Genomic DNA, 24,351 nt, shown 5'->3' with positions numbered 1-24,351 from the left:
CAGCTTTCACCAAGGCCCGAGCACCAGAAACTTTACAGGCCATGCCTAAAGGTTGCGGTCTGCTTGAAACCTTTCTGCTTATTGATGAAAAGCGACGGGTTTTACTTGTCTTGGTACCGGTTTCTGTAATACAGGCAACCCTTCCTCCAACTTTCCACCAAGTGAAGAGAATAGCCACTTCTTCCAAGAATCTTCCTTCTCCGATTTTGGCGTCTTTCTTAGAAAACTGGCCTTGAATGAAAGAGAGCGACACCGGAAGTTGTCGCTCTCTTTTGTTTTGAAGAAGGATGAAAGGTTAGATGGCCTTTGCTTTTTCCTTCAGCCAGACCAGTTCATCTGCCGTTAAATGCGGGCCGAGCTTCTCTACCACCAATTGGTGATAGTTGTTCAGCCATTGGATATGGTGCGGTTCCAGCAGGTTCTTGTTGATCGGGGCGGTATCAATGAAACACAGGGTGAGGGTCTCAAAGGTGTAGAACTCCGCAAACTCATTCACTTCATCAGGCACCGTCAGCACCAGGTTCTCAATCCTGATGCCGTACCGGCCGGGGCGGTAAATACCGGGCTCTATGGAGGTGATCATGCCCAATTCGATGTCAATAGGCGTAGGGGTAGCGTTGAAGACTTGAGGGCCTTCGTGCACGTTCAGGAAGAAACCCACCCCGTGCCCGGTGCCGTGGCCGTATTGGCGGGCATGGTCCCAGAGGGGTTTGCGGGTGATGGCGTCAATCTGGTAGCCGCGCGTGCCTTTGGGAAAGCGGGCGGTAGAGCCGTCAATGGTGCCTTTCAAGACCAGGGTATAGTCGGTTTTCTCTTCTTCCGTGGGATTGCCCAGGGTGACCACGCGGGTGATATCGGTGGTACCGGTTTGGTATTGCCCCCCGGAATCTACCAGGAACAGGCCTTCCGGCTGAAGGGCAGAATTGCTCTCTGGGGTGGCTTTGTAATGCGGCAGCGCTCCGTGGGCCCGGTAGCCGGCAATCGTGTCAAAGCTCTCGCCCACGAATCCTTCCTGCTCGGCTCGGAACTCCCGCAGCTTATCCGCCACCGACATTTCGGTGATCTCTGTTTTCCCCAGGTTTTCTTCGAGCCATTTGAAGAATCGCGTCAAAGCCACGCCATCTTTCACCATGGTGATGCGCGTGTTGGCTGCCTCCACGTCGTTCTTCACGGCCTTCAGCACCGTGGTGGGATTGGTATCCTGCACTACTCCTATCTGGCTAGGCAACTGCTCATACATGGCTTGGCAGGTGCGCTTAGGATCCAGGAAGATAGTGTCATTGGCCGGCAGCTGGGACAAGGCCTGGGCCACTGCCTCATAGGCTTGGAGGGTGACACCCGCCTTGGCTAGACGGTCTTTGCTCTCCTGGCTCAGCTTCTGGGCGTCAATGAACAATACCGCCTGTTCCTGGCTAACCAGGGCAAAACTCAAAACCACCGGGTTGGCTTTCACGTCGCTTCCCCGCACGTTGAACAACCATGCAATGTCATCCAGGGAAGAAATTAAATGATAGTCTGCTCCTGCCTGTTGTAAGGCTGACCGCACTTCTGCCAATTTATCCTCTAGGGTTTTGCCCGTAATCTTCTCATCCAATAAAAAAGCGGGTTCGGTGGGTAGGGCTGGTCTATCTGCCCAAACCGCATTCAGGAAATCATGTTGGGAGGCCAATTGTATGCCGCGGGTGCCTAATTGCTGTTGCAGCAACTGCGCCAGTTGCAGGGAAAGAAGCCGTCCGTCAAAGGCAATCGTATCGCCTTTCTTCAACCTTGCGCCCAGCCAGGCAATGTATTCTGGCATGTGCTGCACTTTCAGTTTAACCAACTCAAACCCGGTACCGGCCAGCTGCTCCTGGGCCTGCTCAAAGTAGCGGGCATCGGTCCAGAGGCCGGCAAAGTCTGGGGTGATCACCAACGTTCCCGCGGAGCCGGTGAAGCCCGAGGCGAACGAAATGCCTTTGTAATACTCTGGCAGGTACTCGCTCATGTGGGGGTCTGCCGAAGGGATAATATAGGCGCTTACCCCTTGTTCCTGCATCTGCTGCCGTATACCGGCCAATATGTTCTGGTGGTTCATAGGATGAAATCTAGTCAAAGCTTTATAGCCCGTTCAAAATTAATGACGGGTAAATTTCACTTTTTCTGTTCAAAGAACAGCTACGTAAGGTTCTTTTCATCCAAAAAAACAACTATCCGCTTTGCTAAAGGCTAACATGCAAGATGGCATTTACATGGCCAAGAAGCACCTCAGCAGGGGCCTGACTCTGACCTTAGAATAAGACGTTCCCCTTCTCTCCTTACCCCCATTTGAGTCTGTTCTTCCTAAATAAAAAACAGAAGAAGAGGTAGTTGATTCTAACAGGAGATTAATCTTAAATCCCTTGTGCTAAGCTATTTCTATACCGTCCAAGATTCTGATGTCTAAAATTCCACTTTACTTAACATTAAATTATCACATTCTTTTAATATTAAGAATCTTATCCCATCTTTATAGGATTTTTATAACATAACTAAACACATCCAAACGCTATACTATCCAATTAACCTACCCTTTATGCCAAAACCTTTACTCCCTTTCCCATCTGGTCTCAGGTGGAAGCTCCTGCTGGTATTTTGTCTCTTCTTCGGCGGAGCCCAGGCAGCCTTCTCACAGCCTGACTATGCCATTCAAAGAGCCGCTGTGGCCCCTACTTCGGTAGTGGCTGGCAGTTCTGTTTCGACCTCCTGCTCCATCTATAACCTTGGGAATACCATGGGCAATAGCAGCAATATCGGCTATTACCTATCCACCAACAGTGTATTAGATGCCCAGGACATTTTTATAGGTTCTTCTGCCGGGTCTGCCCTTGCCGCCAGTGGAACTTCCAGCAGGTCTGTCACCCTTACCATTCCTTCCAATACCTCCACGGGGTCTTATTATCTACTGTTTGTGGCAGATTATCTGAAAAACGTCTCAGAATCCAATGAAGACAACAATGTGAGCAGTGTTGCTTTTTCGGTGGTGCCTCCAATGGTAGACTTTACCATCTCCAGTCTGTATTTGTATGCTTCATCGCTCACAGCTGGCTCAAGCCTTACCGTTGAAGGGTATATTTATAACCAAGGTAATACTGCTTCCAATTCCAGTACAGTGGGGTATTACCTATCCACCAACAGTACCTTAGATGCCGCAGATGTGTTTATTGGGTCTTTTTCTGGAAACGCGGTAAGTGCCAGTTCCTCCCATTACTTCTACTCTACGGTGACAGTTCCAGCCAACACCACTGCTGGGTCCTATTATTTAATCTCTGCGGCAGATTACTTAAATAGTGTGGCTGAAGAAAATGAGACTAATAACACTGCTTCCCGCCAGATTACGGTTGTCTCCCCTTCTATAGACCTGGTGGTGCAGAGCCCCAGTTTGTCTCCTACTTCCGCTATCCCAGGTTCTGCTGTCACCTCCTATTTCACCTTGTCCAACCAAGGAAACAGCACTGCAAGCTCCAGCAATGTAGGCTTCTACTTATCTTCTAATGCCACATTTGATGCTACAGACGTTTTTATTGGTTCCTCCACCGGAACCAGCATTGAGGGCAACCGGGCTTATTACCGGTCTGCTACTGTCACCATCCCTAGTAATGCCTCTACCGGGGCTTATTATATCTTGTTCAGGGCAGATTACCTGAACAGCGTGTCAGAGACCAATGAAGACAATAACGTAGCGGCGGTTGCTTTTTCTGTAGTAACGCCCAATGTTGACCTGAACCTTCAATCGCCTGGCATCTCCTCCTCCTCTATTCCGGCAGGAAGCCAGATTACCGTTACCTCCACTGCGTATAATCTTGGAAACATGACGGCGTCTTCCAGCAACATGGGCTATTATTTGTCCGCGAACAGTACCTTGGACGCAAATGACATCTTAGTAGGCTTTGCCAATGGTTCCAGCATTTCACCGGGCACCTATAATTACGCTTCAAAGAGCTCTGTTGTCACCATCCCCTCTAACACCACCCCTGGTAACTATTACCTGATTCAGGCCATAGATTACCTAAACTCCATTACGGAAAGCAATGAGAACAACAATACAGTAAGCAGTTACTTCAGTGTGACCGACCAAGGAACCAACTTCTTAGTTCCCGTCAGCGGGTCCACCAGTTTCACCACCTGCACCGGAAAGGTGTATGATAATGGCGGCACGGGCAACTATTCGCAATATTCTAACGGCAGCCTTACCATTAATCCCGCCACCCCCGGGAATAAGGTCCAGTTGTCTTTTGTTTCTTTCTCTATATACAACTACTATGACTATCTAGAGATATATGACGGCACCAGTACCTCTGCCCCATTGATTGGAAGATATAATTATAACTCCCCCAATGTGGTGACGGCCTCTAACACATCCGGTGCGTTAACCCTCCGGTTTTACAGTAGCGGGTACTATACCTATCCGGGGTTTGAGGCAAACATTTCTTGTGTGACCCCCGCCATTGACTTATCCATCTTCTCTGGCTACCCATCTTCTAATACCCTGAGTTCTGGGACATCCTTTTCTACTACTGGTTTCATTGTCAATACAGGTACTACTTCCTCCGCTAGCAGTAACATTGGGTATTACCTGTCTCCCAATAGCACCTTAGAAGCCACTGATCTTTACCTGGGCAGAAGTACTGGCGGTTTGTTGACCAGCCAAAGCTCTTCTAAACACGATTTCACTCTGTCCCTGCCTTCTACCGTTACAGCAGGAAGCTACCAGCTTCTGTTTGTGGCAGACCCCACCAATGATGTTCAGGAAACAGATGAAACGAATAACGTGCGGGCCGCTGCCATTACAGTGACCTCAGCCAATACAATAGATTTATCTGTCACTGCCAGAACCTTGTCCGCTACCTCAGTGGTGACTGGTGCATCAGTGAATGCCACGGCAACCCTCAGCAACACCGGAAATACGGCCTCACCTAAAAGCGCCGTGGGCTTTTACCTCTCCACTAATACTACGTGGGAGCCTACAGATGTTCTTTTAGTTTCCAAACAGACGGCCAGCACCTTGGCGGCTTCGGGTTCAGAGGTACTGGATGCTTCCCTTACCATACCCTCCTCCACCGTGGCCGGCAATTACTACATTCTCTTTGTCCCTGACCCAGAGAACCATATTGCTGAAACCAATGAGACCAATGGGGTGATGTCACTTGCCCTTACCGTGACAAATAACATTGTAGATTTGATTGTGCAGGATGCCGCCCTATCTCCTACTTCACTTTTGGCAGGGGCTACCACAACGGCTACCTCTAAGATCAGCAACCAAGGTTCCGTCTCTGCCGCTTCCAGCACTATGGGCTACTACCTTTCTGCCAATACAACGCTAGAGGCCTCTGATGTGGCTTTAACCACTACCACAGGAGGCGCTCTGGCTGGTTCGGCATCTGCGGATAAATCCGTAACCCTCACCATCCCGGCAGGAACAACCGCCGGAAACTATTATGTTCTATTTGTGGCCGATCCTGCGAATGAAGTGACGGAAGGCACAGAGAATAATAACGTTTCCAGTGTAGCCTTAACCGTTTTGCCCCAGACGGTGGACCTGGTGCTTCAAACGCCAACCTTGTCGGTTACTTCTTTGGTTACCGGCGGCTCTGTTACCGCTACCACCATTATCCGTAACGCTGGCACCGTATCATCCAGCGCCAGCAACGTAGGGTATTACCTTTCTACCAATACCACCTTTGATGCCACTGATGTAGCTTTAGGAACTTCTACCGGAGGAGCACTTGCTGCCGGTGCCACGGCTGAAAAAACAGCTAGTCTCACTATTCCGGCCACCACGGCACCTGGTAACTACTATGTCTTGTTTGTGGCAGACCCGGCCGGAGAGGTGACAGAGAGCAATGAGACGAACAATACCTCGTCCATCGCTTTGACAGTAACTGCACCACCTAGCCCAGATTTGGTAGTGGAGACATTCTATATTACACCTTCCACTTCCTTCATCAAAGGAACAGCATATACCGTTGCCACCATCATCAAAAACCAAGGCAATGCCACCAGTTCAGCTTCTTCAGTGGGGGTTTACCTTTCTTCTGACCTCACCTTAGATGCTGCAGATATTTTGTTGGCTGAAGCGACTGGCTCTAGCCTAACCCAGAATGCGACAGCTACCCTCTCTAGGACAGTAACCATTCCTGCTTCCACTGCAACCGGCTCCTATTATTTACTAATCAAAGCTGATCACAAAGACGCAGTTACAGAGAGTAATGAAACCAATAACCTCAAGTACTCCTCAATCATTGTTCTTAACCCAACGGTTGATTTATTCATTAATAACGTAACCGCTTCTATCAATACACTGAGTGCTGGATATCCCATAACTGTTTCCGCAAGAATAAACAATGATGGAAATTCTACAGCAATTAGTAGTAACGTAGGGTTTTATCTATCTACGGATAATACGTTTGACTCAAATGATATTGTATTAGGAACGATATCAGGCAATGAATTAGCTTCAGGAACTAACGCTACCAAATCTGGCACCTTCGTCGTTCCAACCGGCACACCTGATGGAAATTACTATCTGCTTACAGTTGCAGATCCTTCCAATGCTGTACCTGAAACCAATGAAGCCAATAACGTGGCGGTTTACGTAGGATTCTCAGTATATCCAGCAAGTGTTGACCTGGTTTTACGAAGTTCCATGATTTCTTCTGCAACAGCAGCCAAGGGATCTACCCTTAACGTGAGTACTTCTATCATGAACAGCAGAACTTTAGCAGCCTCGTCCAGCAATGTTGGATACTATCTGTCAACAAATAATACCTATGAAAGCAGTGATGTACTACTAGGAACTTCCACCGGGGGGGCGTTAGCGGCAGGTGCAACTGGTAATAAAAATGCAACTCTCACTATTCCTGCCAATACAGCCGCCGGAAACTATTACATACTGTTCCTTGCTGACCCAGGCAATGAAGTAACGGAGAGCGATGAGAAAAATAACCTATCAGCTATTTCCCTTACAGTTACTGAACCGAACGCAGTTATTCACAGACCTGATTTGATTGTTAAACCAACCACTAGAGCGTTAGGAATTGTCCCTGCAGGATCAAGTGTTAAACTTTCTGGTTGGGTAACAAACCAAGGGAAGGCCGTTGCTGCGGCTACTAAAGTTAGTTTCTACATTTCACAATTCGAATTTGGCGGGGATGCGCCCCTTCCACTTGGGTCTATCGACGCCCCTTCTTTAGCTCCAGGAGAAAATTACCAGTTTTCAACTAGCGTAGTAATACCTCCTTCCCTTGCCCATAAAAATTACTTTTTAATAATTTATGTGAATGCAGGCGCTTTTGTGTCCGAAGAAGATACTAATAATAACATGGATCACTTTACAATTACGGTGAGTGCTCCTACCGGCATCAAGGAACTTTCACCAGAGCATGAGCTTACCTTATGGCCAAACCCAACTACTGACAAGCTCGCCATTGAGGCCAAAGGCTTTAAGAACAATGAGAAGTCCGTAGAGATTACCATGTACTCAGCTTCTGGTCAGAAGGTAATCAGCCAGAAAGCCGCCATTGTAAACCAAGGCTTAAAAGCTTCTTTAGACGTGGCTCACCTGAACCATGGCTTATACCTGGTGCACATCCAAGTGGGGGATACGCTCACGATCCGAAGAATTGTTATTCGGAAGTAGGCCCTCACATGATACTTTAAAAGAGCCTCCCCGCATGGGGAGGCTCTTTTTGTTTTAGGCAAGCAACTACTTCGCCGCACTTTTAATATTGTAAGGAACTGGGCAAGGCAAATTTTATGTAGTTTCTTTGGAACTGTGCCAAAACAGCAGCTATTTTAAATCCTCTGCCAAAGCCGTAATTTTGAAAAGCAGGGAGAAAACAGTCCATCGTTGCCCCTCCTTCATAAACCAGATCCTTAACTTCGTCCCCATGCCCGTTCCCTCCGCTGACTTCAAGCAGGCGTTGAAAAAATTAAGTGAGAAAGAGAAGGAAGCCCTAGTCCTGCGCTTGGTGCGGAAAGATGCCGAAGCGTATGATGCCCTGGCCTTTGAACTGCTGGAAGACGTCACCCTGGAAACCCTTTTTGACCGGAGCACCACCACCATCCATGACATCATGTTCTCCGTGTCGGGGAGGTCTTTGAGCAAAGCGTTGAGCCGGGGCCTGAAGAAAGCCACCCAAGAAATTGCCCGGTACCAGCGCATCACCAAAGACCGCAAGGGCGAAGTGGAGCTTCACCTGTACCTGCTCCACCTGCTCTTCGAGAACTTCACGGGCCAGTTTGAGAGCATCTACAAAGGGTTCTATGTGGCCACGGCCCGGCTGGTGCTGCGCACCATGATGCTCATCAAAAAGCACCTCCATGAAGATTACCACCTGGAGTACCAGGACCAACTCAACACCTTTCTCACAGACCTGAACGGCCGGAGCAAACGCCGCCAACTCCCTTTTAACCTGCCTATGCAATTTGAGGTGGAGTAATCCATTTACTGCCTGTTTTGGGAAAAGGACGGCTAAACAACCTAAGCCAGCTGAGAATGCGATTGCTATTTAAGGGCTATTTCAGGAAAAACCGGGCAGAAACAGCCCCAACAAGCTGCCATTTGCCGCAATAAATGGTAGTGCGTATTTTTTCCTAAACCTGTCTCGTTGGTTCACGTTCATAAAAGCTCATAAACCAACACCGAACCTATGTCAACTAACGAGAAACAAAGAGTCGTAGAGGTTCTGAAGGAACTGAACGAATTTGTCCATGATGGCCTGGAAGGCTATGAGCGCGCGGCCCAGGAAAGCAAAGATACCCTTCGGCAAGATGCCTACCGGCGCTTTTCGCAACAACGCCTGGCGTTCGCGAATGAACTGAACCAAATTATCCAACAGCACGGCGGCAGCCCTGAGCGCGACACCACCGCCAAAGGCAAACTGTACCGCCAGTGGATGGACCTCAAAGCCACCCTCTCTGGCCGGAATGAAGAAGGCATTCTGGGGTCTTGCATCTACGGCGAGGAATGGGCGCAGAAAGCCTACCGTGACGCACTGGACCACAATCTTCCAGCCGAGGTACGGGGCACCCTTTTACGCCAGCGGGAAGCCTCTACCGATGTGCTGACCTACCTGCATCAACTGTGGGAAGCAGCCGGGTATGATGAAGCTGCCCCTACAGGCTTGTCCGCCGCCACTACCGTTTCTGCGGGCCAAAACAAGTCTCTCACCACTGCCCTCTGGATCGCCGCTGGTGCCGCCGGGGCCGCCCTGGTTTATGGCTTGGTGACCAAGAGAATCCCCACCGATAGGCTGATGTCTTCGGTTTCTGGGTTAACCAGAAAACTGAACGGATCTTCTGCCCAAAGCAACGGCCAGGGGAAAAAGAAAAAAAAGAAGAAGAATAGAGCTAACCAATAAATAAAAAAACGGCGGACAATGTCCGCCGTTTTTCTCATCCTATAACACATTCACTACAACTTAAACTCTTTAGAATCTGAAACCAACAGAGGCTTTGAACCCGTGGTTGTAAGATTTATAACTGGCATTATCATCTAGGGTGGTGAGGCCCATGTCATAGCTGCCTCCTAGGTTGAGTCCGTTCTGGAACTGATAGCCTGCCCCCGCTGACATACCCAAATCCACCTTGCGCTGGCTGTTCTGCCACTCAAAGTCATTGTTGTAAGCCGAGAACCCAAAGGCGCCCGCATTCACGTTCACCTTGTTGGAAAGCAGAAATGACACCTGCGGACCGGCAAACAGATTGAAGCCCTCCCCTATGTACACTTTGGCTAATAAAGGCACGTCTATGTATTCTGCCTTGTTGGTGAGGGTGACTTTGGCATTGGCAAACTGAGCCGCATCACCGGGTACCCGGCCTTCCAGCACCATGCCCTTTTGCGAGTATTGAACCCCGGGCTCCAACTCAAAACCGTTGGCTAATGGAATGCTCAGGTAGCCACCTACGTGAAACCCTTGCCGCATTCTGGTCTCCGCGTTTCCGTTGGTGTACTCTAACAGGTTGCCGAAGCTTTTCACGGTTTCCCCTTGCCACCCAAAAACGTTGTAACCGCCTTTGATGCCTACTTTAACCCCGTCATTGGTTTGGGCAAAACTTTCTTGCAGGAAGCCTGCCATAAGAACTGCTACTACTAGTATGATCTTTTTCATGTCACTGTTCTTTTCATCAGCACCCTACCACCGGGTCTGTATCTGCCTAAATGGAAAAACCGTGCCAAAACCCTTTCCAGATTAGTCTCTGGTTGAGACAAAACATTTTACTTAAATCATACCAGCTTGATTTACAGGAAAATAAATATTTGAAAGTAAATTATCTAGGCTATAAAACAAGCAGGCCCCCTCACTTTCATGAGGGGGCCTGCTTGTTTAAATACGTTTACGCTTTACAATTTGATCAGTTTTACGTCTTCCCAGTAGCCCATGATGTTGTCATTGGGACCCACCAGGATATCTACCCGGTTCCGGATGCGGCGGTGCATGGCATCTCGCACCACATACACGCCATCCAGCTTGTCTGAGATACCTACCACCTTCACAGAATCACCGTATTCAATCTGACCTCCCCAACGGGACAGGAGATTCCTGGACAAGGCTAACCAGCGGTGACCACTAGGGTTCTTCTCATTTATCTGGGAGCCGTCGGCGGTGATCAGGGGATCTTCATCGGTCTGTTCCTCCACCGGGAAATACACAGAGGCATCTACCTTGATATGGATTGGCTCAGCGGGTACGGCGGGAGCTTGGGCAGGAACTGTCATTGCCGCTGACTGGCGTTCTAAGACCGGCATTGCGGGGGCCGGCGTAGTGGACCCCGAAATTTCTTTCAAGAATGGGAGAATAATTAAAAGTAATAGACCATACGTTTGATTCTTGACCATGCTTTCGTTGTTGGTGAAACATCGGTTTAGGGTATGGTCTTAAACGGTTTATATTTTACAGGGTTTTATTTCTTTAAATTGTGCAATTTTAACAAAAACAGGGGCCTCAGCAGATGACATGCCAAAGTAGGTCCCTTCTCCAAGGAAAGAGCGTTCCAGGTCTTCAGCAGAAATGTCTTGGCAAACGAAAGTTCATCAAATGAGTCAAATCCATTTTCTTATGTTAACCTGAGAAACCCCTCAGCGCAAAGCAGTTACAAAGGCAATTGCTTGTCCAGCACCTGCACCGCCTGCAAAATGGTCTCCACGGCTTTCAGATAGAAAGCCTGGTGAATATTTTTGAACTCATCGGTCTCCTGGTGGTAATGCGGATGGTCTTCTACCCCGAAGTAGAGGAACGGGATCTGGGCTTTGTGGAAGCTGCCGTGGTCTGATTGCAGGGTCCAGTCATTGGGCCCCTGTTCTGGCCGATCATGACCCAAACGCAGGTGCAGCCCCTGAGGCACTTTTACCTGCTCCAGCAAAGGCTTGAGGTAAGGGTAATGGTAGGTACCTGCCGCATACAGCTCGTTTTTCTCTGAGATGCTTACCATGTCCAGGTTCACGTTGAGCAAAATCCGGTCTTTGGCCAGGGGCAGGTTCGCGACAAAGGCTTTTGAACCCGCCAAGCCCTGCTCCTCGGCGTCAAACGCCACAAACACCAGGGTATGCTGCGGCTTCTGTTTCTGGAAATGGGTAGCCAGCGCCAGAATGGCCCCTATACCGGAGGCATCATCATCTGCCCCGTTGTAGATCTTGCCGTTGCGGGTGCCTACGTGGTCATAATGGGCCGTGATCACCAACACCTTGTCTGACGTACCGGGGATCATGCCTACCAGGTTCACGCCCGGTTGCGGCGTGGCATTGTTTCTGGTGGTGAAGGTGAAAGCGTGCTGGTACTCTGGGCCAATAGGCGTCAAGCCAATGCGCTGGAAACGCTGCACAAGATACTGCTGAGCCTTGGCATGGCCGGGGGTATTGGGTAACCTCCCTCCCATAGAATCGGCGGCCAAGATTTCCACGTCTTTCAGGACCTGGTTGGATTGGTAGACTTCCTGCGCGCAGGAAGTCAGGCTTAAGGTGCAGAAGCTGATGGAGGCCAGCAACAGGCCCTTTACAAGGTGGCAACGGTTCATGGCCAAAAGGTACGGCAAAAAACTGAATTTCATTCCGGCGGCCACCTGGCTCCGTTTAGATCTTTTTTTCTGAAAAAGACGGTCAAAAGCACAGAAAGTAGCTGGTTATTCCTTCTGCGCCTCCCGCCCTGGTCATAAAACAAGAACGCCACCCTAAGGAAGAGGGTGGCGTTTCTGCTAGTAGGGCAAGAAGGGATTAAGTGGTGGTCAAGACCCCAACCTTGCGGCCTTCTTCATTGAGCAAGATCCCTTCTGTGCTTACGAAGAGCGCGTTGAAGTAACGGCTTTCCAGCATATAGGGGAAGTTGCGGTTATTTGTTTTCTGCAGCTTGCCAATCACTTCCATCCCTTGGTCGGTTTCGCGCACCAGGCTGAAAGAGGTAGTCACGAAGATTCGCTCATTAGGCAAACTCTGCAGCTTCACCTGGCGCATGATGTACTGCGCCGGCATTTTGCGGGAGGAAGTAGAGGTTGAGCGTTTGGTGTTGGCCACGGTAGCCACGGCCGGCTCTGAGGCAACGGGCCGGTTAATGCCCGCCACGGTACGGTTAGGCGTACCGGCTTTGGCGCTGGCCAGGATCTGGTCATGGGCATTGCGCCAGCCTTTGCTGATAGCCGTGAGCCGCGAGCTCTTGCCCGGGTGGGTATAGGAATCCTCATCATCGGCGAGCACCTTGATGGCGGCCTGGGCCTCGCTTAAGCTGGCGCCCATCTTGCGCAGCACAAACCCAGAGAACTCATCGGCCTCCAGTTCGTCTTGCTGGTTGCTGCCGCCTTTAGAAAGCGTGTGCCCGTTCAGGTGATGCCCGATCTCGTGCGCCAGAATACTAATACCAGCCCAGTCTGTTCTGAGGGCGGTGTTCAGAGAATTCACAAAGTTCTCATTGTAGAGGATATAGCGCTGCCCGTTCATGATGACGGCCGCCGCGTTGGGCACATTGGCCGCCCGCACCTCAAAGCGGGGCTTCAGGCCCACCACATCAATGATCTCATTGATGACATCCCTAGCCCCAAGTTTGGAAGGCGCGCCATAGGCGGTGGCCGCTCCTCCCTTCGGCTCAGCAACTGCCGGCGTTACCGCCGAGGCACCGGTGATGAACAAGCCGGTTAGTACAGATAAAAGAACCCTTCTCATATGTTTTTCCATGTAGTTTTAGAACCCTTGAAGACGCCGTATGATTCAACGGTATTTCTGCCAAATCATTGCGTAGGTTGGTAATAGCAAGTTTTCTGCCAGTTTTAGAAAAACACCCCCAGAACATCTCTGAGTAAGGCCTGGGCAAAAAATATTTTTTTAGTTCCGGCCAAGGCTAAAAAAAGCCCTTAAAGTGGATTTTAAGGGCTTTTGATAATTGGTTAAAAGTTGTTCTCTGTGTTGGCGTCGCCGTCATTGGTGTCGCGTTCATCAATGGAGTTGCCGCCGCCGGTCTTCTCAGTTCCCATGAAGTTCTCGTCCTGTTTAGAGGAGTCATATCCGGTCATGGAGCGCTTGTAGCTGTCATTGTCGCTCATGCCTTCGCGCTGTTGCTCTGACTGCTTTCCTTGGTCCATTTCGGTGGCTGATTTATTTGGTTTGTCTGGCATATCCGTGTGCTTTAGTAAAACATTTGTTTCCCCTTTTCTTCTGGGGGCTTTCTTCTTTACTAGACCTGGGGCAAAAGGTTCTTGGTCTTGCCTTCATGATGGGCTGCTGACCAGGCAGCAGGTCTGGTGTTTCTGCCCAAATCAGTTAACTAGCAGCTTTGCGTTCAATCACCTCCAGCAGGTGCAGCAGTTTATGGGCAATGGCATCTATCTGGTTTAAGCCTTTCAAGGCCGTCTCTTAGTGGCCTTGCTGGTATTTCTGCCAAAGATCGCGGGCCAGGGCATGCATGTCATTATGCACCGTTTCCAGTTCCTTCACCTCTGCCATATGGCCAACACGAGGCATGGCAACCTCATAGATCCATTTCCCCAAAGAGCAGCCTGTGGTAGAAACCACGGGGGTAGGGTCTATGTCGGCCCCAAACAGCATGGCCCGCAGCTTTGACTTGAACAGAACATGCTTGATGCGGGCTTGCTCAAAATCTAACCGTCCTATGCTCTCAAAATAACTTTTCTGCTCTCTGGTGTCCATATTCTCTTTTATGGGAAGGCCCTTGGCCGACAAAAGTAGATTATGCTTCTGCCAAAAGGTCACTTTAATAGTATTATGCTAGTAGTATTATGCTAGAAAATCCCGCTAAAAAGGAGTGCACCCACCAACTCTAAAGATGGCCCGCGCTCCTTTTTTCCCGCCTGTTTTCAGAAAAGAGGCTTTAAACCTGACCTGGCACTCAAGAGAAACCTGTGCCTGCCATCTCTCCTTCTCCGTAGGAGGCCCTTCCGTTACAGTTCATTGTTCTCTTGGGCCGCTTTCTGGTTGGGGGCGTTCAGAGGAGACTGGGTGAGTGCGGTTTCGCTTTCATACCCGCGCACGGCCTCTTTGCCCACGCCTCCGGGCCCGGGTAGGAACATGTTCACCAGGCCCATCAGGTCGGCGGTGGCGCCCGGGAACAGGCCATGCAGGGTGCTGATGAACTTGGCGTTGAGGCCCAGCGTGACCTCGGCTTTGCCGAACCGGCAGGCGTCTATGATCTTACGGGCAGCCACGGTGGCGGCCAGGGAAATAATAGGATTGGCATCCAGCAGGGCGAAGGCGGTGTATTCTTTCTCGTTCTGGCCTTTCAGGAAGGCGTTTCGGGCGCTGCCCGTGCGCATAAGGCCGGGGTTGATGGTGGTCACGTAAATGCCGTCTTTGAGCAATTCAGACCGGAAACCCTCTGACATGCCCACCAACGCGAACTTGCTGCCGCTGTAGGGCACCAGGTGCGGCACGCTCACTTTGCCGCCAATAGAGGCAATGTTCACAATGCGGCCTTCGCCCCGGGCCCTCATCTCCGGAATGACTTCCAGCATGGTGTACAAGGAGGCCCAGTAATGCACGTTCATGGCCACCTCAAAATCCTCTACCTGCATTTCTTCCAGCGGACCGGCGGCAATGATGCCGGCGTTGTTGATGAGCACCTCCACCGGCCCCAGGCGCTCTTTTATCTCGGCTACCATGGCCTTGACCTGGGTGCGGTCGGTTACGTCACAGTTGAAGGCCAATACGGTAGCGCCGCCGGCTTCCAGCTCTTCGCGGGCAGCCTCTAATTGGTGCTGGGTGCGGGAACAGATGGCCAGTTTGGCTCCTTGTTCCGCAAACATGCGGGCCAGCACCAGACCCAGGCCCCGGCTACCGCCCGTGATCAGGACGGTGCGGTCTGTAAAGGAGAATTCGCGCTTGTTTTTGGAAAAGGAGCGCAAGGCCAGCCAAGCACCCAAACCGGCTCCGGCCCATAAAAGGTTCTTCTTTGTTTTCTTTTTCATGGTCTTATTTTTTCAGTTTTTGGAGGAGTTTGGCCACGTCCACGCCTTTGCCCAGCACCGGCAGAAAGAGGTCGCCCAGCTTTTCCACGCGCTGGGGCACATTCTGGATGGTGAACTGAGACGGGTGCAGCCCAGGCTTTATTTCTTCCCACCGCAAAGGCGTGGAAACGGTGGCTCCGGCGCGGGGCCGCACGCAATAAGGGGCGGCAATGGTCTGCGCAATGGCGTTCTGCAGGAAATCAAGGTAAATCTGGTGTCGGCGTTCTTTGGGGCTGCGCTCCAGGCTGGTGAGGGTAGGTAATTTCTCATGTACCCGCTTGGCCAGGGCAAAGGCCAGTTCTTTCACCTGCTCAAAGGGCCATTTAGCCGCCAAGGGCACATATAGGTGCATGCCCGTAGCCCCAGACGTTTTAGCATAGACCTGGATTTCCAGCTCCTCCAGTACCTGCTTGGCCACCAGGGCCGTTTCCACTACCTGGTCATAGGTGTTCTCGCCGGGGTCCAGGTCCAGCACCAGGTAATCCGGTTTCTCCAGGTGGGCCAGCCGGGAGTTCCAGGGGTTCAGCTGAATACAGCCCAGGTTGTTGAGGTACGCCAACGTGGCTTTGTTCTGGCAGACGATGTATTCCACCTCCCGGCCCGTGGACTCCGCTTTGATAGAAGTCGTCTGCACCCATTCCGGCGCATGGTCACCGGCGTCTTTCTGGAAGAACCCGGGTTTAGCAATGCCGTTGGGGTGGCGCAGCAAGGACTCGGGGCGGTCTTGCAGGTAAGGCAGCAGCACGTGGGCCATGGTCTGATAATACAGCACCAGGTCTTTCTTGGTGATGCCCTCCTCTGGCCAGTACAGTTTCTCCGGGTTTGAAATGGGGACCTGGTGGCCGTCTAGTTCCAGCACCAAGGCCTCTGCCTCCTTTTCAGCGGATTTTTGTTTAGGGGCTGATTTGGTTTTTTTGGCCGGTTTTGAGACGGACTTCTCCTGTTGAGGGGGCGGAGCCGTTACGGCTTGTTCGTGCACCACGTCTTTGGCTTTCTTGTCTTCGCGCAAGCCTTTGAAGATGGCCTGGCGCATCTGACCGTCAGAAGTCCACTCTGCGAAGGAGAGTTCACAGACCAGCTCCGGCTTGACCCAGGTTACGTCACGGGTAAGCGGCACCTTTTCTGAGAAGGGTGACTTTTCCTGCGCCAGTGGTTCCAGCTTCTGGATAAGCTCTGTCAGGCTTTTCTTGTTGAAGCCACTGCCGCTCTGGCCCACGTATTTGAGCTTCTTTCCTTCATACACGCCCAGCACCAGGGCACCCAGGTGCACGCGGCTGCCCTGCGGGGCGGTATAGCCGGCAATCACGGCTTCCTGCCGCAGATGGGTTTTGATTTTAAGCCATTCCGCGGATCGTTTGCCTACCTGGTAGGTGCTGCTCGCGGCTTTGGCCATGATGCCTTCCCACTGGTTTTCCTGCGCCTCCTTGAAAAAGGCGGTGCCCTCCCCTACCCGGTGTTCACTGTAGCGCAGCGGGTCTTTGGCCTGGGCCAACACGTCTTGCAGTTTCTCTTTGCGTTGGATAAGGGGCAGGTGGCGCAGGTCTTCCCCGTTGAGGTACAGCAGATCAAAAATGTAGTAGTAAAGATGCTCCGAAGGCGTGTTCTGGTAATTCTGCAGGGCCTGGAAATTGGCTTTGCCTTCTTTATCCAGCACCACCAGCTCGCCGTCAAACACGGCCTGGTGCGGCAGGGCTTCCAGGGCATTTACCACGGGGGCATATTTCGCTTTGAAGGATTTCCCGTTGCGCGAGTACAGTTTCACGGCTCCTTCTTCCACCTCGGCCACTGCCCGGTACCCGTCCCATTTCACCTCAAAAAGCCAGGCGTCATCATCAAAGGGACCATCAGTGAGTTTGGCGGTCATGGGCACTACCTCATGCGGCATTTCTGCCAAGGTTCCTTTACCGCCAGGCTTGGGGTTGCTGGCGGTTTTGGACGTTCCAGAGGCTTTGGCGGCAGTTTTGGCGGCTGGTTTCTTTTTGCTTTTAGCAGAGGCTCCCTCTACATGGTCTTCGGCATCATAAGGTTCTTGGGTGGCGGCCTCGTCCTGCTTTTTGAGCAGCAACCAGGCATCTTCCTGGCGGCCCTTCATCTTAACCAGGGTGAACTCGCCTTTTAGTTTTTTGCCCTCCAGCACAAAGTGGAGACTGCCTTCGGCCAGTTCCTGCAGCAGCTGTTTCTCCTCCTGCGCGCGGGAGGTGGGGTTTACAGCATGGAAAGTGCCCTCGTCCCAGATGTCTACGTGGCCGGCGCCGTAGTTGCCTTCGGGTATGTCGCCTTCAAAGGTGCGGTAACTGAACGGATGGTCTTCCACAGCCACGGCCAGCCGCTTGTCAGCGGGATTGAGCGAGGGACCTTTGGGAACGGCCCAGCTTTTGAGGACGCCGTCCAGTTCCAGCCGGAAATCATAGTGCAGGTTAGATGCCTGGTGCCGATGCACCACAAAACGTAACGCTCCCTTGCCTTTGGCTTCTTTGCCCTGAGGTTCAGGAGTCTGGTTGAAATGGCGTTTCTGGTTATATTCTTCTAGACCCATAGAGCTGCATTTATTGTCTTCACGTAGTTCCTGACACGCGCTGGCTCTGGCCTTGCCTGACAGCGCGCGTGTCTTCTCCTCTTACGGATGTTTCCTTTTTTCGCTGTTCTCTGGCAGGTGGTTTGGCGGCTACTTTTGAGGGAATGGCCATAAAACAAAAAAGGCCTACCTCTTTCAGAGATAGGCCTTTCCGTTCTGTAAACTATACCTTAGTTGTTTCTGGCTCCGCGGCCAGCTACGTCTGGGTCATTGTTCTGGTCTTTGCCGCCTTTGTTGGGTGAATACTTCTCATCATCCGGGTCTCCGCCGTGCCCTGCGTGTCCGCTGCTGCGTCCGCCGCCGGTACCGTCATTGCCGTTGTGGTTGCCTTTGAAGCCGCTGTGGCTGTCGCCTAAGCCGCCGGCGTGGGTGCCGTAGCCGGTGTCTTTGTCGCTCTCGGCATCATGCTTGGCCTGGTTCTTATCCCCGGAAGGGACTTTACCCATGCCTTGGGCTTCGCCGTAGCCTCCGCCCTGGCGGCCCAGTACATCCTGGCCGCCGTTTTTGTCATCATGCGCCTGGCCCTTGTCAAGGTTTCCCCCGGCATCATTTATGTCTAAGTCCCCGTCGGCGTCATAGTTGGCGGTGTTGCCGCCTTCGGCCTTGGTTCCGTAATTATGGTCCGCGAAAGTGCCTCCGCCCTGGTTTCCGTCCTGGCTGTTGTTGGTGCCAGTTCCTTCTTGCTGCGGCGTGCCTTGGTTCTTATTTTGCTCTTCCATAGTATGGTCAGGTTATAGGTTAGTGAACTAAAACGTGAGTACTTGTTTACGGGAGTAGGGCGGCAGAGTTAATTCACCCTCCATTTTTAGGGTTCTGCCGGCCCTGTTCCGCGTTATTTGGCGGACTTCTTTTCCTTTAGTTTTGGCAGCAGGTTGGCCTTTGCCCACTCAACAGCCAAAATGGTTTTCCCGTCTGAGAGCGGTTGTTTCACCAGTTCCTCGGCGGTGAGTTCCAGCGTGGAGATGTCTTCGTTCTCATCATCTTTGCCACCGCCTTCGCCCGTTTTCTTGCTTACCTCGGCATAGAACAGGTAGATCTTCTCTGAGAAGGCCCCAGGCGAAGGATAGAATTCATACAGGCGCTCCAGTTTGTCTACCGCGTAGCCTATCTCTTCCTCTATTTCCCGGGTAATGGCGGCCTCAGGTTTTTCATCGGCGCTGTCCAGCATACCGGCTACGGCTTCTACCATTTCCTGCTCTACGGCCGGCCGGAACTGCCTGGCCAGAATGAATTTTTTCTTTTTGGTGTCATACACCAGGGCTGCTGCTGCCTGTCCGGTCTGGAAAACCTCGCGCTCAAACTCGTTTCCTTTGTCTTGCACGGTGAATACCTGCAACCGGTAATACCCTTGGTAGGCGGTTTCTTTCTTGGTTATTTTCATAGAAGGAGGTTAAAAACGGAATGGGTTTGCTCTCTTTTCCTGTGTGGTACGCAGCCTGTCCCTGGTGGTTGACTCATGCCCATATGCCAAAATAAATTCCGAGGCCTGCTGGTTATTCTGCGGCTCATTACGTAATTAGAAGTCTACTTAATCTTCTAAAATGAAAAAAGTCCTTTCTCTTTGGGTGTTTCTGCTGGTGGTTTCAGCAGGCAGTGCCATGGCACAGGCCCAGAGCAGCCATTACAAAGCCGCCGAAACACTGCTCCTGACCATGGGCAGCCCCAAAACCATTGATGACAACCTGCAACAGATGCTCACCATGCAGATGGAACAGGTACCGGCCATGAAAGCGGCCGAAGTGGAGGTGCGGTCCTTCTTCTCTAAATACATGAACTGGGATGCCGTGAAAGGGGATCTCATCAAGCTGTACATGGACGAGTTCACCGAGAAAGAGCTCAAGGACATGAACGCTTTCTATTTAACGCCCACCGGTAAGAAACTGGCCCAGAAACAGTCTATCATCACCATGAAGAGCGCCCAGATTGGGCAGTCAAAGGTAGAACCCCACATGATGGAACTGCAACAGGCCATCCAGAAGAAAATGCAAGGGGACAACTAACCATACCTTCTCTTGTTGACGCACAGCGGGCTCCTCTCAGAAAGAGGAGCCCGCTGTGTTTTAACTGAAACCATTTCTATTCTATCTACCAACAACTTACTCCTTCCAGCACCCTATGAACCAGCCACACTCCTGCTTCAGACTTTTTTCAGGTTTGCTGAAACTTTTAAAAGCAAAATGGGATTACCAAGTCTCCTATCCACCTGATTGACAACCTCGTATGCGTGCAACACTGCTCTCTGTGGTATTGTTTTATATGATCACCCTCCCTGGGTCTCCGGCCAAGGCAAATCCAGACACATTATCTGTGTCACAAGACACCTCTTTCCAGTTCACGCCCCCGGCTCCCTCTTGGATCAAGAAGCACCAGAGAGTCATTTTGAAATCTTCGGGGGTGCTGCTGGCAACCGGCTTGTTTATCACGGCTTACAATAGGTATGACCGGCCAGTACATTTTTTATCTCAGCAGAATAGGAGCCCTTTTACTGATAACTCTGCCAAAGTGCTGCAACCATTGGGTACGGCCGTTCCCATCCATGCCACCTTTGCTACCCTTTTTGCGGTAGGTGCGTTTGCCAAACGCCCTAAAATGAAGGAAGCGGCTGTGGTGGGCCTGAGCAGCTTTTACCTGAACGCCCTGCTCACCGACAAGCTGAAGAAAAGCTTCCAGCGGCACCGTCCCTCCAACACCAATGACAGCCACCTGTTTGAGGGCGCCAACGGCGACGGCAAAAACACCTCCTTCCCCTCTTCGCACACCTCTAACGCCTTTGCTGCCGCCACGGCCATTGCCTCGGTGTACCATGACCACCGCTGGATTCCGCAGGCCGCGTATGGGGTAGCCACGCTGGTGGGCCTTTCCCGCATCAATGACAACAAGCACTGGGCTTCTGATGTGTTGGCCGGCGCCGCGGTAGGGTACCTGACGGGCAAGGCTACTTATTGGGGATACCATCGCATCAAAAAAGGAATCACCCGAAAGAGCTGGATCGTGACTCCTGTCTGGCAGAACGGGCAAACCGGCGTGGCTGCCGCCCTTCAATTTTAAAGAAGAGCCTGCTGAGGCTTTTTCCTACCTGTATTTCCAAAAAACAGGCGCAACCCTTAGAACAATCCCGCACCGGATGGGTTTTAGCCCTGGCTTGCCTCCGGCGGATTGGCCCTTGCCGGATGCTTGGGCTTCTCTTTCCTTTCGGTTTTCAATACAGAGCATGCCTGCCTCACCTTAACCCCTAGTGTCCTATGAAAAAGCTTTCCTTCACCATAGTCTTCCTGCTGGCCATGATGGCGCTGGCGGCTTCGGCCCAACAGATCAAAACCCAGGTGGTAGAATACAAAGAAGGCAATACTACCTTAGAAGGCTATATGGCCTATGACCCTTCCCGCAAAGGCAAACTACCGGCGGTTCTGGTGGTACATGAATGGAACGGCCTCAGCGACTACACCAGAAAACGCTGTGACCAACTAGCCAGAATGGGATACGTGGCCTTCGCGGCAGATATTTACGGCAAAGGAGTAAGACCCAAAACCGCGCAGGAATCTGGGGCCGAAGCCGGAAAATACAAGAACAACGTGCCTTTGCTGCGCCAGCGCGTGAACGCTGCCCTAGCCCAGGTGAAAAAGCAACCCAACGTAGACGCAGCCAGGGTGGCGGCCATTGGGTACTGCTTTGGCGGAACCACGGTGCTGGAACTGGCCCGCAGCGGTGCGGAGGTAGCGGGCGTGGTGAGTTTCCACGGAGGCCTGGCCACCCCTTCCCCCGCCGATGCCCAGAAAATCAAAGCCAAAGTATTGGTGGCCCACGGCGCCATTGACCCTTTTGTGCCCCAAACCGAGGTAGACGCGTTTTTCAAGGAGATGAACGAGGCGCAGGTAGATTACCAGTTCATTGCCTACAGCGGGGCCGTTCATGCCTTCACCAACCCAGAAGCCGGGGAAGACCCCAAACAAGGGGCAGCCTACCACGCCGCCGCCGACCGCCGCTCCTGGGAAGCCATGAAACTGTTTTTCGCGGAGATTTTCAAAAAATAGCTTGAAAACGGGCCAAGGCAACAGCCAACTTTGCACTTTGGATTGGCACCCATTGCCCCTCTGGTTTGACTCCACGCCCGGCAGGCAAAAGACTTCCCTTTTTAACTGGTACCGGAGCTTTTCAGACCCCTTTTCAAAGCTCCGTTTGCTTTACGGGCGCAGCCACCTATCCTTTAAGAGAACCATTTATTCATTACATCACACCACCGTCGCCAGAGCAATACCTGGTCACGGTGGTTTCTTTTTTCTGGCTGTTTTGGCGAAAACCCGCCTAAAACGGAAGCAGGAAATAGGAAAGTGTATGGATGTACCCTGCGATCAACCGCTTTTACCCGGTAGTTGCCGCTTCCTCAAATACTGCGCAGCCGCAGGATTAACCCTCGCGCTTTTTCCGCCGTAAGGTAAAGGCTTTCCAAGGGCTCTTCTGCGGAGGAGATTCCTCCCCTATGGGTGTAGTATCTTGCTTGCTTCTTATGGTATCAACTTCCTCAATAAAACCTGCGCTTTTCCTTTGTCTGCTCACGGGGCTTCTGGCCTGTCTCACGTTTTCGGCGTGTAAAAAGAAAAACCCGCACGAAGAAGACACGGTGGTTTTCAAGCCCCAGCCCATTGCCCCCGAAGACACCATCAAATACCCCAATGCCCTTATCACCGCCCTCAACCGCAAAAACAAATGGGTAGACTCCGTTTTCCGGCGCATGACCCCAGATGAGCGCATCACGCAACTCATGATGATTGAGGTGTTCTCTAATCAGGGACCGCAACACGAGGAAGATGTGAAGCTGCTCATCAAGCGCTACAAGGTGGGCGGACTTATTTTCTTCCAGGGCGGGCCGGTGCGCCAGGCCAAGATGACGAACCGGCTGCAGGCGGCCTCCAAGATCCCGCTCTGGATTGGCATGGACGCCGAGAACGGCATTGGCATGCGCATGGACAGCGCCATGCAATACCCCTTGCCCATGCTGTTGGGCGCCATCAATAATGACAGCCTCATTTACCAGATGGGCGCCGAAATGGCCTTTGAGTTCAGAAGGCTGGGCATGCACGTGAACTTCGCGCCGGTGGTAGACGTGAACAACAACCCCAAGAACCCCATCATCAGTTACCGCGCCTTCGGGGAGAACAAGGATGATGTCAGCTCCAAGAGCCTGGCCCAGATGATGGGCATGCAAGACAACGGCATCATTGCCGTGGCCAAACACTTTCCCGGCCACGGTGACACTGAGGTAGACTCGCATTATGACCTGCCGGTGATCCCGTATGGCCGCGAACGACTGGATTCGCTGGAACTGCACCCTTTTCGGCACTTGATCCAAAGCGGCGTGGGCGGCATCATGGTAGGGCACATCCACCTGCCCAAACTGGATTCCACGGCCAACCTACCCGCCACCTTGTCCAAACCCATTGTCACGGGCATCCTGAAAAACGAGTTCCGGTATTCTGGCCTCATCTTCACCGATGCCATGGTCATGAAAGGCGTGACCAAGTACTTCGCCCCCGGCGAGGCCGAAGTCATGGCCCTGGAGGCAGGCAATGATGTGCTGGAGCGTCTGGTCAGCGTCCCCAAAGCCCTGGAGGCCATCAAAGCCGCCATCAGGCAGGGCCGGTTAAGCCAGAAAGAGATTGACCGCCGGTGCAGGAAAGTGCTGGCCGCCAAATACTGGGTAGGTCTGAACAAGTACCAGCCCATCAAAATAGACAGCCTCTACCAGGACCTGCACGCCCCGCACGCCCATGAGATGCTGCGCCGCCTGGCCGAAGGTTCCCTGACCCTGCTCCAGAACAAGCGCAAGCTTCTTCCCCTGGAAAACAAAAAGCGCCGTAAGATCGCCAGCCTGGCCGTGGGTAGCCAGAGAAGCACGTTCTTCCAGCAGAAGATCAAAGCGCACCTGACCACCACTGATTTCTTTCTGCCCCGCAGAACCACCAAGAAAGACCTGGAGAAGCTCCGCAAGGAATTGCTGGACTATGACCTACTCTTGATCAGCATTTACGGGCCCAGCATCAGGCCCAGCAACAACCTGGGCTTCTCACCTGAGGAACGGGCGCTGGTAAATGAGCTCATCCGGAAGAAACGGAGTGTGGTGGTGCTGTTTGACAACCCCTACACCCTGAACCGGCTAGTAGATGTGCACGAGGCCAGTGCCTTGCTGGTGGGCTACCAACAGCTTCCGGCTGTTCAGGCCGCCGCAGCCAACCTGCTGGTGGGTCGCCTCACGCCGCAGGGCAAGTTGCCCGTCACCGTCAACTCCCATTTCCAGTACGGCGACGGGTTGTAAGGAAGCA

The 24,351-nt window shown here is 52.1% G+C and carries 18 protein-coding genes; 7 read left to right on the top strand and 11 right to left on the bottom strand.

Features of this window, described 5'->3' with window-relative positions:
- Positions 1-295: 295 nt before the first annotated feature.
- Complete coding sequence (locus FOE74_RS03975; RefSeq protein ID WP_225840624.1) at positions 296-2,092, bottom strand: aminopeptidase P family protein; 1,797 nt, start codon at positions 2,090-2,092, stop codon at positions 296-298.
- Between the two features lie 459 nt (positions 2,093-2,551).
- Between FOE74_RS03975 and FOE74_RS03970 the strand changes: the two genes are divergently transcribed.
- The 3 genes from FOE74_RS03970 to FOE74_RS03960 all read left to right on the top strand — a co-directional run bounded on the left by FOE74_RS03970 (position 2,552) and on the right by FOE74_RS03960 (position 9,377).
- Complete coding sequence (locus tag FOE74_RS03970) at positions 2,552-7,654, top strand: CARDB domain-containing protein (protein WP_149097289.1); 5,103 nt, start codon at positions 2,552-2,554, stop codon at positions 7,652-7,654.
- A gap of 250 nt (positions 7,655-7,904) precedes the next feature.
- Positions 7,905-8,456: a hypothetical protein gene (locus FOE74_RS03965; RefSeq protein WP_149097288.1), complete on the top strand. Its 552-nt coding sequence runs from the start codon at positions 7,905-7,907 to the stop codon at positions 8,454-8,456.
- Positions 8,457-8,666: 210 nt separating this feature from the next.
- Positions 8,667-9,377 carry a ferritin-like domain-containing protein gene (locus FOE74_RS03960; protein WP_149097287.1) on the top strand — a complete coding sequence of 237 codons (711 nt, stop codon included), beginning with the start codon at positions 8,667-8,669 and terminating at the stop codon, positions 9,375-9,377.
- 69 nt (positions 9,378-9,446) lie between these two features.
- On the opposite strand, the gene FOE74_RS03955 is transcribed toward FOE74_RS03960, so the two are convergent.
- From FOE74_RS03955 to FOE74_RS03910, 10 genes are all read right to left on the bottom strand, one after another.
- Complete coding sequence (locus FOE74_RS03955) at positions 9,447-10,127, bottom strand: porin family protein (RefSeq protein ID WP_225840622.1); 681 nt, start codon at positions 10,125-10,127, stop codon at positions 9,447-9,449.
- Between the two features lie 233 nt (positions 10,128-10,360).
- On the bottom strand, positions 10,361-10,735 hold the full coding sequence (locus FOE74_RS03950) for an RlpA-like double-psi beta-barrel domain-containing protein (RefSeq protein WP_188686281.1): 375 nt from the start codon (positions 10,733-10,735) through the stop codon (positions 10,361-10,363).
- Positions 10,736-11,109: 374 nt separating this feature from the next.
- Positions 11,110-12,063: a M20/M25/M40 family metallo-hydrolase gene (locus FOE74_RS03945; protein ID WP_225840620.1), complete on the bottom strand. Its 954-nt coding sequence runs from the start codon at positions 12,061-12,063 to the stop codon at positions 11,110-11,112.
- Between the two features lie 163 nt (positions 12,064-12,226).
- Entirely contained in the window at positions 12,227-13,165 is a 939-nt protein-coding gene (locus FOE74_RS03940; protein ID WP_149097284.1) for a M48 family metalloprotease, read from the bottom strand.
- A gap of 221 nt (positions 13,166-13,386) precedes the next feature.
- Positions 13,387-13,614 carry a hypothetical protein gene (locus FOE74_RS03935; protein ID WP_149097283.1) on the bottom strand — a complete coding sequence of 76 codons (228 nt, stop codon included), beginning with the start codon at positions 13,612-13,614 and terminating at the stop codon, positions 13,387-13,389.
- A gap of 238 nt (positions 13,615-13,852) precedes the next feature.
- On the bottom strand, positions 13,853-14,146 hold the full coding sequence (locus FOE74_RS03930) for a CZB domain-containing protein (protein ID WP_149097282.1): 294 nt from the start codon (positions 14,144-14,146) through the stop codon (positions 13,853-13,855).
- A gap of 251 nt (positions 14,147-14,397) precedes the next feature.
- Positions 14,398-15,420 (bottom strand): SDR family NAD(P)-dependent oxidoreductase, encoded by a 1,023-nt coding sequence (locus tag FOE74_RS03925; RefSeq protein WP_149097281.1) that lies wholly within the window; start codon positions 15,418-15,420, stop codon positions 14,398-14,400.
- 4 nt (positions 15,421-15,424) lie between these two features.
- Entirely contained in the window at positions 15,425-17,995 is a 2,571-nt protein-coding gene (ligD, locus tag FOE74_RS03920) for a DNA ligase D (RefSeq protein ID WP_149097280.1), read from the bottom strand.
- Positions 17,996-18,204: 209 nt separating this feature from the next.
- On the bottom strand, positions 18,205-18,753 hold the full coding sequence (locus FOE74_RS03915) for a hypothetical protein (protein WP_149097279.1): 549 nt from the start codon (positions 18,751-18,753) through the stop codon (positions 18,205-18,207).
- A 113-nt stretch (positions 18,754-18,866) separates the two neighbouring features.
- Positions 18,867-19,415: an NUDIX domain-containing protein gene (locus tag FOE74_RS03910; RefSeq protein WP_149097278.1), complete on the bottom strand. Its 549-nt coding sequence runs from the start codon at positions 19,413-19,415 to the stop codon at positions 18,867-18,869.
- Positions 19,416-19,575: 160 nt separating this feature from the next.
- Here FOE74_RS03910 and FOE74_RS03905 point away from each other — a divergent pair, with 160 nt between their 5' ends.
- From FOE74_RS03905 to FOE74_RS03890, 4 genes are all read left to right on the top strand, one after another.
- A complete protein-coding gene (locus FOE74_RS03905) occupies positions 19,576-20,034 on the top strand; it encodes a DUF2059 domain-containing protein (protein WP_149097277.1) in 459 nt (152 codons plus the stop codon).
- A gap of 220 nt (positions 20,035-20,254) precedes the next feature.
- On the top strand, positions 20,255-21,082 hold the full coding sequence (locus FOE74_RS03900) for a phosphatase PAP2 family protein (RefSeq protein WP_149097276.1): 828 nt from the start codon (positions 20,255-20,257) through the stop codon (positions 21,080-21,082).
- 194 nt (positions 21,083-21,276) lie between these two features.
- Complete coding sequence (locus tag FOE74_RS03895; RefSeq protein WP_149097275.1) at positions 21,277-22,065, top strand: dienelactone hydrolase family protein; 789 nt, start codon at positions 21,277-21,279, stop codon at positions 22,063-22,065.
- Between the two features lie 473 nt (positions 22,066-22,538).
- Positions 22,539-24,344 (top strand): glycoside hydrolase family 3 protein, encoded by a 1,806-nt coding sequence (locus tag FOE74_RS03890; protein ID WP_225840618.1) that lies wholly within the window; start codon positions 22,539-22,541, stop codon positions 24,342-24,344.
- Positions 24,345-24,351: the final 7 nt, after the last annotated feature.

It is taken from the genome of Rufibacter glacialis (genome assembly GCF_008271745.1).
GTDB lineage: Bacteria > Bacteroidota > Bacteroidia > Cytophagales > Hymenobacteraceae > Nibribacter > Nibribacter glacialis.
This window is presented reverse-complemented; position numbering and strand designations above follow the sequence as displayed.